The organism is Streptococcus oralis (assembly GCF_023110435.1).
GTDB lineage: Bacteria > Bacillota > Bacilli > Lactobacillales > Streptococcaceae > Streptococcus > Streptococcus oralis_CF.
The window spans coordinates 783,985-798,900 of the sequence record NZ_JALDWB010000001.1; the positions used below are offsets into that span (position 1 = coordinate 783,985).

11 protein-coding genes and 1 other annotated feature are annotated in these 14,916 nt (G+C 41.0%); all 11 genes read right to left on the bottom strand.

Features of this window, described 5'->3' with window-relative positions; genetic code table 11:
- Position 1: 1 nt before the first annotated feature.
- The 11 genes from dnaG to pepF all read right to left on the bottom strand — a co-directional run bounded on the left by dnaG (position 2) and on the right by pepF (position 14,904).
- Positions 2 to 1,762: a DNA primase gene (gene dnaG, locus M1F97_RS03935; RefSeq protein WP_247944256.1), complete on the bottom strand. Its 1,761-nt coding sequence runs from the start codon at positions 1,760 to 1,762 to the stop codon at positions 2 to 4.
- A gap of 195 nt (positions 1,763 to 1,957) precedes the next feature.
- Positions 1,958 to 2,716 carry an ABC transporter ATP-binding protein gene (locus M1F97_RS03940; RefSeq protein ID WP_247944257.1) on the bottom strand — a complete coding sequence of 253 codons (759 nt, stop codon included), beginning with the start codon at positions 2,714 to 2,716 and terminating at the stop codon, positions 1,958 to 1,960.
- Positions 2,713 to 3,579, bottom strand: coding sequence for an ABC transporter permease (locus tag M1F97_RS03945; protein WP_247944258.1), 867 nt, complete (start codon positions 3,577 to 3,579; stop codon positions 2,713 to 2,715). The genes M1F97_RS03940 and M1F97_RS03945 overlap by 4 nt, the downstream gene beginning before the upstream one ends.
- 65 nt (positions 3,580 to 3,644) lie before the next feature.
- Positions 3,645 to 4,640, bottom strand: a complete 996-nt coding sequence (gene trpX / locus M1F97_RS03950) for a tryptophan ABC transporter substrate-binding protein (protein WP_247944259.1) — start codon at positions 4,638 to 4,640, stop codon at positions 3,645 to 3,647.
- Between the two features lie 115 nt (positions 4,641 to 4,755).
- Positions 4,756 to 4,971: a binding site (T-box leader), on the bottom strand.
- Positions 4,972 to 5,067: 96 nt separating this feature from the next.
- On the bottom strand, positions 5,068 to 7,764 hold the full coding sequence (gene ppc / locus M1F97_RS03955; RefSeq protein WP_247944260.1) for a phosphoenolpyruvate carboxylase: 2,697 nt from the start codon (positions 7,762 to 7,764) through the stop codon (positions 5,068 to 5,070).
- 23 nt (positions 7,765 to 7,787) lie between these two features.
- Positions 7,788 to 9,011, bottom strand: coding sequence for a cell division peptidoglycan polymerase FtsW (gene ftsW / locus M1F97_RS03960; protein ID WP_247944261.1), 1,224 nt, complete (start codon positions 9,009 to 9,011; stop codon positions 7,788 to 7,790).
- 190 nt (positions 9,012 to 9,201) lie between these two features.
- Complete coding sequence (gene prsA / locus M1F97_RS03965; RefSeq protein WP_247944262.1) at positions 9,202 to 10,149, bottom strand: peptidylprolyl isomerase PrsA; 948 nt, start codon at positions 10,147 to 10,149, stop codon at positions 9,202 to 9,204.
- A 189-nt stretch (positions 10,150 to 10,338) separates the two neighbouring features.
- Complete coding sequence (locus M1F97_RS03970) at positions 10,339 to 11,412, bottom strand: LPXTG cell wall anchor domain-containing protein (protein ID WP_247944263.1); 1,074 nt, start codon at positions 11,410 to 11,412, stop codon at positions 10,339 to 10,341.
- Positions 11,413 to 11,716: 304 nt separating this feature from the next.
- Entirely contained in the window at positions 11,717 to 12,340 is a 624-nt protein-coding gene (locus M1F97_RS03975) for a recombinase family protein (protein ID WP_247944264.1), read from the bottom strand.
- 46 nt (positions 12,341 to 12,386) lie between these two features.
- Positions 12,387 to 13,100 (bottom strand): O-methyltransferase, encoded by a 714-nt coding sequence (locus tag M1F97_RS03980; RefSeq protein ID WP_247944265.1) that lies wholly within the window; start codon positions 13,098 to 13,100, stop codon positions 12,387 to 12,389.
- Between the two features lies 1 nt (position 13,101).
- A complete protein-coding gene (gene pepF / locus M1F97_RS03985; protein WP_247944266.1) occupies positions 13,102 to 14,904 on the bottom strand; it encodes an oligoendopeptidase F in 1,803 nt (600 codons plus the stop codon).
- Positions 14,905 to 14,916: the final 12 nt, after the last annotated feature.

Genomic DNA, 14,916 nt, shown 5'->3' on the forward strand with positions numbered 1-14,916 from the left:
ATTACTCCATTCTTCTCTTTTGGGAAATCAATCGTTGCAATTCTTCCAAGGCTGTGTCTGTATCTCCTACATGACTAGCTTCCTGCACTTTCTTTTTAATTCTTAAGTTGTCCTTGCTGAGGAGGGCACGGTTACGAGTCGCTTCGACTTCAGAAAGTTCTTGAGGCGACATCTCTGCAGGCAAATCCAGACTAAGCACATGGTACCAAGCATTTTCAACCTCAGGCGTCTGATGAGACAGTTCCTCTGATCCAATTTCTCCCTGCTCACTTAATAATTCGTAAAGAATCTGAAATTCTGGGGTATCAAAGAAAAAAGCTTCTCTTAATCGGTAGTCATTTAAAACAAGTGGATTCTCAACCATCCTATAGAGGAGATGAGCCTCTGCTCTCATAACAGCCGTCAGTTGCCGCGTTACAGGTAAACTAATCGCTACGGGTGTAGGTTGCTCCTTTACCCTCTCCTGCCTTTGAACAATCCGACTTTCATTTACAATCTGTTCTACTTGCTGGTAATCAAAGGAAGGTAGATTATCCGCCAGAATGTGGATATAGGAATTCTGGGCAGTGATCGACTTTTCTTTGGCAATTAAGGGAGCAATCTTTTCAATGAACTCGATTTGCGCTTGCAAGTTGTCACTATTCTCAGGTTTGAGTTGGTGAATATAGAACTCTATGGGACTGATACGTGCCTTGGTTAAGAGGTAGGCCAAATCTTCAGGAGAATTCTTTTGTAAATACTCATCTGGGTCCATGGCATCAGGTACTCGGACAACTTCCACTGAGAAATCTTTTAATTCTTCCAGAGCTTTGGCTGTCGCTGCCTGTCCTGCCTTGTCACCATCATAGCTGAGAACAATTTTTTTGGTAAAGCGTTTGAGGTGATCAACATGCTCCTTGCTTAAGGCTGTCCCCATAGAAGCCACAGCATTTTCTATACCAGCACGGTAGGCCGCGATCACATCCATGAAGCCTTCCATCAGGTAGAGTTCTGCTGTCTTTCCAGTTGCTTTTTTAGCCTTGTCCAAATGATACAATTCGTAACTCTTATTAAAAATTGCAGTCGAACGGCTATTTTTATACTTGGCAGTCTGATTATCTGTTTCTTGCCAAATACGACCTGAAAAGGCAATGACCTGCCCCTTGTCGTTGGTCAAAGGAAAGATGATACGTCCAAAAAAAGTATCATAAAACTGATTGCCATCTGACAGGTTGAACAAGCCCGAATCCAATAAATCCTTTTCCTCAAACTTGTCAGCTAAACGTTGATAGAGATAGGTTCTCTCTGAGGGAGCCAGTCCAATCTGGAAATGTTTCAGAACATCATCTGTCAATCCACGTTTGTAGAGATAATCCCTTGCTTCTTCTCCCATCTTGGTCGTCATGAGGATTGCATGGTAAAAACGAGCAGCTTCTTCATGCATATCATATAGAGCTTGATGAGGGGAAGCCTGATGAGGACGAGACTGTACGGGCATAGCCAGCTGAATACCGACGCGCTCTCCCAAGAGCTGAACGGCTTCCATGAAGGACACGCCTTGGTATTCTTCGATGAACTTAAAGACATCTCCTGAACGACCACATCCAAAACAGTGATAAAACTGCTTGTCTTCCACAACGTTGAAAGAGGGGGTCTTTTCACCATGAAAAGGACAGAGCCCTAAATAGTTCCGTCCAGCCTTTTGTAAAGAAATCACGTCACCTATGACTTCCACAATGTTGGCATTGTTTTTGATTTCTTCAATGACTTGCTTGTCAACCATACACAATACCTCCATCTTATCATAGTTTCACGTAAACTAGTATAGCTTATTTCTGAAAAAAAGTAAACCATTTCATACGCTTTCCGTAATTCTCTTTGCCTTATTTTTCTAGGTAGAAAGAGGAGATAAAAAACTCAGAAACACTTCCAGGCTTCTAAGTTTTTTTTCTCTATTTTTTATGAATAATTCTCTACTTTACTCAAATAATTGATAGTAGTCTGAAATCTTCATTTTTGCTTTTTCTTCTTTGTTGAGGTCCTGGATGATACGACCTTCTTTCATGACAATCAGACGATTTCCATACTTCAGTGCGTCTTCCATATGGTGGGTAATCATGAGGGCAGTCAGATGGTCTTTGCTGACAAATTGATCTGTTAACTCCATCAAGGCCACACTGGTCTTTGGATCTAAAGCTGCTGTGTGTTCATCCAACAAGAGCAACTCTGGTCGCTTCAAGGTTGCCATCAAAAGACTCAAGGCCTGACGTTGACCACCTGATAGAAATTCAATCGGAGTGTCAAGATGTTTTTCAAGACCATTTCCAACCTTTTCAATGGTAGCCTGAAACTCTTCTCTATAGCTTGATAGCCTTCTAGGAAGAAGCCCTCTCTTCTCACCACGAAACTTGGCAATCAAAAGGTTTTCTGCAACGGTCATACGAGGAGCCGTACCCATTTTAGGATCCTGAAAGACACGAGACAGGTACTTAGCCCGCTTTTCAGGTGAAAAATGAGTCACATCCTCGCCCATGATACGGATACTTCCGCTTGTTAAAGGTAGGGTACCTGCAATAGTGTTAAAAAGCGTTGACTTTCCAGCTCCATTCCCTCCTAGGATGGTAATGAAATCATGTTCGAAAATTTCAAGAGAAACATCATTAAGAATGATTTTTTCCTCGTCAAAGCCATTCGTGATGACTTTGGTGGCATTTTTTAATTCTACAATTGCTGTCATTTGCTAAACTTGACTCCTTTCAGGTATTTGCTTTTGAAGGTTGGAATCATAAGACAAACTGCCAAAATCAAGGCGCTGTACAAACGAAGGTAACTTGTATTAAACCCAAGAGCAATCACTCCCCATACGAGGAACTGATAAGCGATAGAACCTACAACGATGGTCATGAGTCGCTCCGCTAGGGTCAAACTCTTGAACAAAACCTCACCAATAATCAAGCTAGCAAGCCCTACGACAATCACTCCAATTCCTCGAGACACATCCGCGTATCCTTCTTGTTGAGCAATTAAGGCCCCTGCAAGCGCGATAATCCCATTTGAGAGAACCAAACCCATGAGTTCCATACGACCCGTATTGATACCAAAGCTACGAGCCATATCAGGATTGTCACCTGTAGCGATGTAGGCCTGACCTAGTTTGGTATCAAGGAAAAAGAGCATAAGGCCAATAACAAGAGCTACAAAGATTAATCCAGTCAGGAGTTGGTTAAGGTCCGAATCAAAAGGCAAGACATCCTGAATTTGCTTGGTTCCAAGAAGCCCCAGATTGGCACGTCCCATAATCATGAGCATGATGGAATGGCAAGAAGTCATCACCAAAATTCCTGATAAAAGGGTTGGGATTTTTCCTTTGGTATATAAGAGACCTGTCGCCATTCCAGCTAGACAGCCCGCTCCTACTGCGGCTAGGGTTGCTAAAAATGGGGTGACTCCCTGTGTTATCAAGGTTACAGCTACTGCTCCCCCAAGAGGAAAAGAACCTTCAGTAGTCATATCAGGGAAATTCAAAATTCGAAAAGTCATAAAGATTCCCAAACCTAAAATCGCCCAGACCATCCCCTGAGAAATAATGGATACTATCATAATCTTTCACTCATTTCTTTCTTTAGTAAAAATGGGAGGAGATGTGTCCAGCTCCTCCTTTATCTTTATTCAATCACTTGTCCTGCTTCTTTTAGAACGGACTCAGGAGTGGTGATACCAAGTTCCTGCGCTAGTTTTTTGTTAATCACTGACTTACCAGTTGAAAAGACATTAACTGGCGTATCAGCTGGTTTTTCACCTTTCAAAACTTTGGCAATCATTTTACCAGTAGCCACTCCAAGATCGTGTTGGTCAACTACTACAGATGCTAATCCTCCCGCTTCTACCATGGCAGTGGCACTTGGGTAGATTGGCTTTTTAGCTGTTTGGTTGCTTGAAACAACTGTTGAGAATGCGGATGCGATGGTGTTGTCAATTGGAACCCAAATCGCATCAACCTTACTTGTCATGACATTAACTGTTGAAGCAATTTCATTGGTTGATGGAACGGCAAAGGTTTCGACTGTCAAACCTGCTTTTTCAGCATAAGCCTTGAATTCTTCTACCTGTGTTTTTGAGTTATCTTCGCTACTTGAGTAAAGAGCGCCGATTGTTTTGACATTTGGTGTCAAAGTTTTAATCAATTCCACTTGCTGTTCAGCTGGGTTATGATCTGACACCCCTGTGATGTTGCCACCTGGTTTTTTCAAATCTTTGACCAAGTTAGCACCGATTGGGTCTGTAATAGCAGCCATGATAACAGGTAGGTCTTTTGTAGCACTAGCAAGTCCTTGAGCAGCTGGTGTTGCAATCCCAACAACAACGTCATTTCCATTTGCTACTAACTGCTTACTCATGGTTGCAACCTTGCTCTGATCGCCTTCAGAGTTCATAAAGTCGATTTTTACCTGGTCGTCCTTATAGCCTTCTTCAGCTAGTCCATCTTGAATCCCCTGATAAATCAAGTCCAGGGATGGGTGACTAACAAATTGAAGAACACCAACCTTAGCAACTTTTTGCTCCACCTTAGCTGCTGGCTTGTTCATAGATGAATAGATCAAACTATCTACTACCAATACTGCTAATCCAGCGATAATTCCAATTAAACGTTTATTTTTCATATTTTTTCTCCTTTTAAATCACTTGTACTATACTCTTTTCACTCAAAACAAGCGACGCCATCGTTTAAATTCCATAAGTCTCCTCCAACAAAAAAGTCCTCACACAAAAAACTTGTGTGAGGACGTCGATGCGCGGTGCCACCTCAATTATAGGGAATATCCCTATCGCTCTTTCTCGCATTCACGAGTTGCACTGTAAGGTGTGCTCACCGAATTTTTATGATTTCAAATTCCTAAGAACATTCAGCCCAATTTCGTCACTTTCATTTATCTGTTTCCACCAACCACAGACTCTCTAAAAAACTTCAATGATTACTTTCTGAATGTTTAAATTATACCATTTTTCAACTACTTGTCAATACTATTTTTAGAATTTTTTAAACAATTCAAAAACTTCCCCTTGAAAAAAGAGGAAGTTTGTAGAATATCAGCCTGAATTACGCAAACCGGTTGCAATTCCGTTAATGGTTGTATGGATCAATCTTTCTTCGTCTGCCGACAATTCACCACGACGTTGACGTTTGATTAACTCCAACTGGATGTAGTTAAGGATATTAAAGTAAGGCATACGATAGTTTAGACTGTCTTTTAGGTAAGAGTTTTCAGCCAAGAGTTCGTCATAGCCTTCAATAGCTAGAATAATGTTCTTGGTCAATTGCCATTCATCTAAAATAGTGTAATAGATGGCTTGCACTTCTTCATCTTCACAAAGCTTGGCATATTCAAAGGCAATGTTCATGTTAGACTTAGATAAGACCATGTCTACATTGGAAAGCAAAGATTGGAAGAAAGGCCAGTTTTGGTACATGTCACGGAGAATCTCAATATTCTTTGGATCTTGATCAATATATTCTTTGAAGCTTGAACCCACGCCATACCATCCAGGGAACATGACACGACTTTGTGACCATGAGAAGACCCAAGGGATAGCACGCAAACCGCCGATTTCAGTGATGGTCTTACGAGCTGCTGGACGCGAACCGATGTTGAAGCTTGAAATAGCTTTGATTGGGCTTGACTCGAAGAAATAGTCATAGAAATGTTCATTTCCAAAGACCAAGTCACGGTAGATATCATAGCTGCGATCCACTACTTGGTCCATGATAGCTTCGTAACGATTTGACGTATTGGTATCACTCTTCTTCTTGGTAATCATACGGTTAATGGCTGCAGAAACCAACATCTCAAGGTTATAATAGGCAGCATCTTTGTTTCCGTATTTGTTTCCAATCACTTCTCCCTGCTCAGTCAGACGGATGCGGTCCTTAATAGACTTGAGTGGTTGAGATGTAATGGCTTCATAAGTTGGACCACCACCACGACCCACAGTACCACCACGACCGTGGAAGAAGGTAACTTTAACGCCAAATTCGTCTCCAATAGCAGTCAGTTGCTGTTGCGCTTTATATAATGTCCAACATGATGACAGGTATCCACCATCCTTGTTACTATCAGAGTAGCCAAGCATGATTTCTTGGTAGTTGTCTTTTGAAGCAATCCATTTTTTAGCCAAAGGTAGAGAGAAATATCTTCTCATGGTTTCTTCCGAATGATCCAAGTCTTCGATGGTTTCAAACAAGGGAACAATCTGAACACGGGCTTTTTGAGCATCCACCAAGCCGACTTCCTTGAGCATGATTGCTAGTTCTAGCATATCGGATACACTTGTTGCGTGAGAAATGATGGTTTGACGAATGACATTTTCACCCAGTTTATCCTTCAACTTGCGGGCAGCTTTAAAGATAGACAACTCTTTCTCAAGAAGTTCTGACTTTTCAGCATGAGTTGCTGAGAGGATACGAGGGTCTTCTTCCAGCTCTTTTAAGAGGAGGGCGCATTTTTGATCTTCAGAAAGATCGCTATAATGGTCGTTGATACCAGCTGATGCTAACAATTCAGCCACACAGGCTTCGTGAACACTAGAATCTTGGCGCATATCGATAGAAGCAAGGTAGAAACCAAAGATTTCGACAGCTTGCATCAACTCAACAAATTCTCCTGAAATCAGGTATTCACCTTTGTTCTCGAGGAGAGAATCCCGGATAGCTAACAAGTCTTGGTAAAATTCATCCGCGGTAGCATATCTTGGATGAACATCCTTATCTTTGATAAGATAGGTCTTGGTTGCCCGCATCTTAGCTTGGATGTCAAAGAGGGCACGACGATAGAGTTCTTTTTCACGATAAATGGAGTTATCTTGAGACTTGAGCGCCATCTCACGAACCTTGTCACTAACATTCACAATACTGGTTGAAAGTGAGAATTCACGATAAAGATTATAAATCTTTTCATCATAGTAGTTCATGATGACTTCACACTGGGTTAAGGCTGATTTGTTGAGGGTTTCCGCAGTTACGAAAGGATTTCCATCACGGTCTCCTCCGATCCACATCCCCATGGTAATCGGTTTTGGATGTTGGAGCTTGATACCTTGTTCCTTAGCTAGTTTCTTATACTCAGCCGTCAAACGCGGAACAGCATTCAAGAAAGAACTTTGATAGTACTCCATCACATTTGTGATTTCGTTGGTTACTTTCAATTTTTTCTCGCGAATCATGTCCGTTTGCATGATAATCTCAATATAACGACGGAGATCGGTGTGCCATTTTTCTTTATTAATCAAGCCAAGTTTAACATCGCGGTATTTACGCAAGAGGGTATGGATGTGATTGGTTAAATCCAGCATACTCTTGCGTTGTACTTGAGTCGGGTGGGCCGTCAAAACTGGAACCACATTCAGCTGCTCCAAAATTGTAGCCGCGTTTTCTTTTTCAGCCACCATCTTAATGGTTGTTGACAGTTTTCCTAGATAGTCTTGGTCTACATTATTTTGGTGATTGATTTCATAAGCCAAATCCACATCTTCAGAGATATTAATCAAAAGCGGAAGGATGGAGAAATAGCGAGAAATGTAAATCATTTCTTCATTCGAAAGACTGGTCACTAGGTCATTGAGCCCTTGATAATTCTCGCTTGTAGACAAGTCCTTCAACTGCATGATTTTATCAAAAGTCTCTGGCGCTAGCATATTTTTAGTGATGTCTTCTAACAGCTCTGTCAAAATCAAGACTTCTTCTTGAACGACGGCTTTATTGCTATAGTTTTCTAATTTTTGAAGTGACATAAACTTTCCTTTCCATTCAATCCTTATAGAGTAACAGAAGTTTGACCTTCATATTCTCTGATAAGTTTGGCACGTTTTTCACTAGCATCTATATTTAATACAAAGGCAATGGCTACAGATAAGACTAGGAGACTATTTCCCCCTTGTGAAAGGAAGGGGAAGGTTACCCCTGTAGAAGGGATCAATCCAGAAATCCCACCAATATTGACAAAGACCTGAACCAGAATCATCCCCCCGACACCGATAGCAACCATAGAGTTAAAGGGATCCTTAGCTCGAATACCAACCAAGATGATTCGCAAAATCAAGAAGAAGAGGAGTGCCAAAATCATACTCGCTCCTACAAATCCAAACTCCTCGATGACGATCGAAAAGACGAAATCTGTGTGAGCTTCTGGCAAATAACCACGCTTTTCGATGGAATTTCCTAATCCAAGTCCAAACCAGCCACCATTCACCATGGCATAGTAGGAATTTGCAAGCTGGTGTCCTGCGCCTGCCAAGTCATTAAAAGGATTAAAGAAGGCACTGAAACGTTTGGCAACGTAGCCAAACACCGGAATTTGAGAGAACTTTTCAACCCCAACAAAGCGAATGACAGACAAGACTAGAATCGAACTACCTGCCAAAAGAGCTAGGAAAGTTGAAAACCAACGGTAGGCAATCCCACTGACTGTATACATAATCAGTGATACCATCACCAAGATAGTCGCATTTCCCAAATCTGGGAAAATTCCCAAACTACCTATCAGAATCAACAAAACAAAACGCCAGTCATTAAAAGCACGAGGTAGCCATTGATTTTGGGTCAAGACTTGGAAATCATAGACTGCTATCTCATCTTGTTGTTTTGAAAATCGATGGGCTAGGTACCAAATAATGATAATCTTTAGGTACTCTGCGGGTTGAATCGTCACTGGCCCTACAGAAATCCAACCATAGGCACCATTGATTGGGGTACCAATTAACCGTGCCAAAGCCAAGAGAATCATCTCCACAAACATAACGATAAAAATCAAGCGTTCATTTCTTAAAAAATTAAGTTTCAATTTATAAATTAAGGCAATTAAAAACAAACTGATTATCCAAAACATTCCTTGGTTTCGTGCTAACTGAAGAGCGCTCTTCCCTTCTTGAATTAAGGTAGCACTCGTTGTTGAGTAAACGACGATTAGACCCAAAATCGATAAAAGGAAATAAGGAATCAAAATGGAATAATTCAATAGGTGCCTTTTACTAATTTTCATATGTCACCATTCTAATAGGAACAGAGCCGACTGTTCCCAATTCCGTTTTATTTTCTAGTTTTGATTGCTATTATACCATTTTTTCAGAAAGAAAAAAACTCTTATCCTCCAATCCTTCGAATTTTGCTATTTGAACGAAACTGATTGCTAAAAAATACAAACTTCAAGACAAAGTTTGTATTTTTCTTTTTTATTCTGCTGATGAGCTACTGCTTGAACTTGAGCTTGAGTCTCCACTTCCAATATATTGAGCAAAAATACTCTGGAAAGCAGGGTCTTTTATTTTAATATTTGCTGCTTGGAATTCTTTTCCGATGACACTCTGAACGAAGGAAGCATCGTTTTGTTTCTGTGTCAAAATGACTGTTTTCAATTTTTCTTTGTAATCATCTAGATTTGAGGATTTTTCTGTTTTCTTGGTTACTTTGATGATGTAGAATTGGCTACTATAAGCTTGGGTACCAGTTGCTCTAATCACATCAGACACCCCATTCACATCCAAAGCAAAGGCAGCCTTCTTGACTTGTTCTGGAAGTTCAGTAGATGCCGAGTCAAAAGTAATTTCGCCACCATTTTCTTTTGTCTTGTCATCATTAGAGTTGTCTTTTGCCAACTGGGCAAAGTCAGCTCCTTCGGCTTTTGCCTTTTCGAGCACTTCTTTTGCCTTGTCTTCATTATCCATACGGATGATTTGTGCTGTCACATCGGGTGTGTAAGCTTCGAAAGCTTTTTGGTAAGCTTCATCAGTCAGTTCATTTTCCGCCGCTTTTTTAACTGCCAATTCAACTAATTTGCTGGTGCGAATTTGAGCTTTACGAGTTTCAGGAGTCATCCCCGCACGTGAAAGAACATTTTGATAACTGTCCCCGTATTTCTTCTGCTCTTCGGCAACAGCGTCATCTACTTCTTGTTCAGTCACTTCTGACCCATATTGCTTTTCAAATACTTTTTCTATCGTCATATTGAGCAAGACTTGTTGTGCAGTTGGGTTGTTTTTAGCTTGTTCATAAAATTGGTGTTCGGTGATAACATCACCCTTCATGCTGATGAGATCAGCCCCTTCAGAACTTTTTGAACAAGCAGCCAAAGTCGCTACAGATAATAAAGTAATGGCTCCTGCCAATAGTTTTTTCTTCATGTTTACTCCTTTTTCTAAAAACGGTCGAAAATTTCTCTAGACCGACTCAATCATTATACCATATTTTATAGCAGATAACTTAAATAAGACTAAAAATAGTAGCTTTTAAATTTTTAACGATTCAATTTTTTTCATTCCAAAAAGAACCTGAACAATCGTTCAAGTCCTTTGTTTGTCTTGTATTATTTTTTAGTGACGTCCTTTGTAAGTCAAGCCTGCTAGACCAAGACTTGCAAGAAGGAAGCCTGCAAATCCAAGAATTGAATTTTGTTCGCCAGTGTTTGGTAAAGCTGTAGTTTCTGTTTTCGAAACAGGTTTGTCAGCTTTAGTGTTTGAATCTTGCCCAACAGGATTTATAGGAGCTGTTGGAGCGTTATTTAAACCAGTTTGTGGTTTGGTAGTTGGCTTGTTAGTTTCTGGTTTAGCAACAGGCTTTTCTGACGGTTTCACTTCTGATTTCGGTGTTTCTGAAGGGTTAGGCTCAGGTGTCACCTCTGGTTTTGGAGTTTCTGAAGGCTTAGTTTCCGGTTTCACTTCTGGTTTCGGAGTTTCTGAAGGCTTAGTTTCTGGCTTAACTTCTGGTTTCGGTGTCTCTGAAGGTTTAGTTTCCGGTTTCACTTCTGGTTTTGGAGTTTCTGAAGGTTTAGTTTCCGGTTTCACTTCTGGTTTCGGAGTTTCTGAAGGGTTAGGCTCAGGTGTCACTTCTGGTTTTGGAGTGTCAGAAGGTTTAGTTTCCGGTTTTACTTCTGGTTTAGGTGTTTCTGAAGGTTTGGTCTCTGGCTTAACTTCTGGTTTCGGAGTTGGTGCTGGTGCTGGATCTTTTTGACCTTGACCTTGGTCTGGCTTAGCTGGATCTTGTCCTTGTCCTTGGTCCGATTTTGGTGTTGGTGCTGGATCTAACTTCTTATATTTAAGATACATATAGTTATATCCATCCACGAAACCAGAATATGTACTTAATGTATCATAATCCATGTTATAGCCAGGTAGCCACTCAAAACGTGAAACTACCTCGTGACCTTCAATATCTTTATAGATATTAACCGTTTCGCCAGGGTTTAAAACCCCAAATTCTGACGGAGCAACCTTTTCTCCTGATTCTCCGATGTAATCAATACGGTATTTTAACGGTTTCTGCTGCTCTTCCGCTTTTACAATAGAAACCCCAAAAACAGGGTTATTGGTCAAAGCTGGCGCAACAACGCCAAGAGCTGCAACGGAAAGCAAAGAAATACCAAGTTTGGTTACTTTATTCGTTTTCATCATTTCCTCCTTAGGAATGTAAAATTACTTTTTAAGGTATGCAAATACTACAAAAAGCCTAATTTTTTGATTTAGTATTTCGTAAAGTTCTCCTCAACCACTTGAGTGACAAGGGTTTTGGTGTATCGCGTAACGACCGTTAAACGATACACTTAAAAAACAAAAAAATACCAATCCAACACAGGCTCAAAACCTTGTTAAATTCGTATTTTCTGAAATATTCACATTATTATTCTGAATGTTTCTCTAAACGGTCGTTAATCGAAACAAATTTACACTCTCATTGTAGCATTTTGTCTTGTTTTTAGCAAGAATTTTGCGAAACTTTTTTGCGATTGTTGGCCACATCGTTTCGTTCCAAGACTTTATAGATAGTTGAGGTCGAAATTTGTTCTGCTTTTGCAATTTTTCTTATGCTTAATCCACCTGCCAAATACTGCTGAATAATTCTCTTCTCCTTCTCTTTCGAAATTCGCTTAGCACCTAGTTTGACACCTTTTTCCTTAGCTTTACGAAGACCTTCACGGGTACGAAATCGCAAGTTTTCCAGCTCACTTTCTGCCACAAATCCTAAAATCATACAAAGTAACCTACCAATGAGCGAATCGGTTTCCAGCTTTTCATACAGGCTGATGAGCTGGATTTGATGTTCGTTGAGCTGCTCGATTATTTTCAGCAATTTAAACATGGAGCGGGTGAGCCTATCAAGCTTGTAGATGGTGAAAGTGACTTGCATTCCTTTTTTCGAAAGCGTTTGGGCCAATTTTAGAGCCTTTTCGAGCTCTGATCGTGCATTATTTGAACCAGATTCACGTTCGATAAAGAGCTGGTCACAATGCTTGAGAGCTTCGATTTGCACCTCTAAGCCCAAATCTTGCTTATGGGTTGAAACGCGTGCATAGCCGATATTGATGATGTTTTGAGACATAAAAATCCTCCTGTTACTTGATACAGGAGGATTGTACTATTTTTATTTATTTCATTTCTGGCAAAATTACATTTTCCACATTCTTTCGTAGCATAAGAATGCCGTCTCCAAGTGGAACTAGAGTTGCTGTTAGAGCTGGATTGTCCAAAGTTGCGTCGAAAAGTCTTTGCAAACCACGGTAAATGGTTCTCTGACCACGGCGGACTTCCATGATGTCCTTGGCAACATCTCCTCCTTGGAAAATATCATCCAAGACCACTACTCCACCGACTTCCAAGTGCTTGAGGATTTCAGGCAGAAAGACGATGTATTTGGACTTGGCCGAATCCATAAAGACAAAATCATAGGTTTCTGTCAAGGTTGATAGGACATCAACTGCGTCCCCCTCTAAAAGAGTGATTTGCTTACGACTGTCAAACTGGGCAAAGTTTTCCTTGGCAAAGCCTATCATCTCAGGATTGCGGTCAATGGTTGTAATCTTAGCATTTGGTGCATGTTCCGCCATCAGGAGGGCAGAAAAGCCAATTGCCGTTCCAATCTCCAAAATGTTCTTGGGCTGCAGACTTTCCATGAGAAAACGGAAATATGCGACTGTTTCATGAGGAATAATGGGAATATTTTCCTTACGAGCGAAGGTTTCCAATTCTTTCAAGGAACCTGTCACCTGCTTTTGACGCTGGCGCATGAACTCTACGATTTCTTCCTTGACAACGGGACGTCGCATATTGTGATTGGCATTTTTACTGTAAGATTCTACCATCTTAAGCTAGTCCCAATTTTTCAACTAAGGCTTCAAACTCATTCAAGCGGCGTTCAAAGACTGCAAAGGCGTCGTTGAGATAGTCTTCCTTCTCCATATCCACTCCCGCTTTTCTCATGACATTGAGTGGATAGTCTGACTTACCTGCCTTGAGGTAGTCGATATAACGGTCACGGTCTTCCTGACTACCATGGACAATCTTCTCAGCCAAGGCTGAAGCCGCTGCAAAACCAGTCGAATACTGGTATACGTAGTAGTTATAGTAGAAGTGTGGAATGCGCGCCCATTCGTACTGAATTTCAGGATTGTCTTCTTTGCTAAGTCCATAGTACTCTTGGTTCAAGTCAGCATAGAGTTTATTCAGGAAATCACTTGTCAAGACTTCTCCATTTTGGTCTGCTTGGTGGATAGCATGTTCAAACTCAGCGAATTGAGTTTGACGGAAGACTGTTCCACGGAAACCATCCAAGAAGTTATTGAGAATAGCAAAGCGAGTTGCATCATCTTCTACTTCTGCCAGTAATTTCTCCGTCAAGATATTTTCGTTGGTCGTTGAGGCAATCTCTGCCAAAAAGATAGAGTAATCTCCGTAAACATAAGGTTGAGTTTCACGAGTATAGCTGGAGTGCATACTGTGACCAGTCTCATGGACAAGGGTAAAGAGATTGTCTAGATTATCCTGCCAGTTGAGAAGCATGAAGGCATTGGTATCGTAAGAACCACCAGAGTAGGCACCAGAACGCTTGCCTTGGTTTTCATAGACATCAATCCAACGCTCACTAAAGGCCCGTTTAACACGGCTCAAGTAGTCGTCACCCAAGACTGCCAAGGCTTCTTCAGCCTTTTTCAAGGCTTCTTCGTAGGTAAAGCTGTATTCTACTGAAGATAGTGGTGTGTATACATCGTACATCTTGAGATCTGAAATACCCAAGATTTTAGAACGAAGTTCAAGGTAACGATGCAAGAGTGGCAAATGCTTGCGAACTGCTGCTACTAGATTGTCATAGACACTTTCAGGAACAAAGTTGGCAGCGAGGGCTGCATGGCGAGCGCTCTTATAGTTGCGAACTTTGGCGCGGTAGTTTTGCACCTTAACATTTGTCTGCAAAGTCTTAGCATAAGTGTGTTGGAATTGCTCGTATGTCGCATAGAGGGCTTCATAGGCACCACGGCGCACTTCACGATTTTTAGACTCCATCAAACGGATGTAAGTTCCGTGTGAGAGTTGCACTTCCTTGCCTTCATCATCAAGGACATATGGGAAGCTAATATCCGCATTGTCCAAAATAGCGAAGGTTTCACTAGCCGAGCCAAAGATTTCTCCTGCTCCAGCAAGCAATTCTTCCTCACGTTGCGAAAGAACATGGTCTTTCTTTTGCAAGAGCTTGTCAAAAAAGTGTTTGTATACTTGGAGTTTCGGCTGAGCTTCTAGAAAGGCTGTATACTGCTCTTCGCTAATCTCCATAAACTCAGGTTCATAGAATGAAAAGGCTTGTTCTAACTGACTGTATAAGGTCATAGCCTTGGCATAGTACTCCTGATACTTAGCTTCACGTGTGTCTTGGTCATTTTTCATATGTGCATAGACATAAAGCTTTTCAACTTGGCGTTCCAAGTCAAGTGAGAATTCTGTAATCTCAAGCAAACTGTCCGCGCTGTCCAAGAGATGTCCCTCATACTGGGCTGCTGTTTGTACTTTTTCAGTTAAGTCTTTCAAGGCTTCTTCCCAAGCCTGGTCTGTTGGGTAGATTGTCGAAAGATCCCATGTATCTTTTTCATTTATTTCATGTCGTTGTAATACCATAAGATTCCTCCA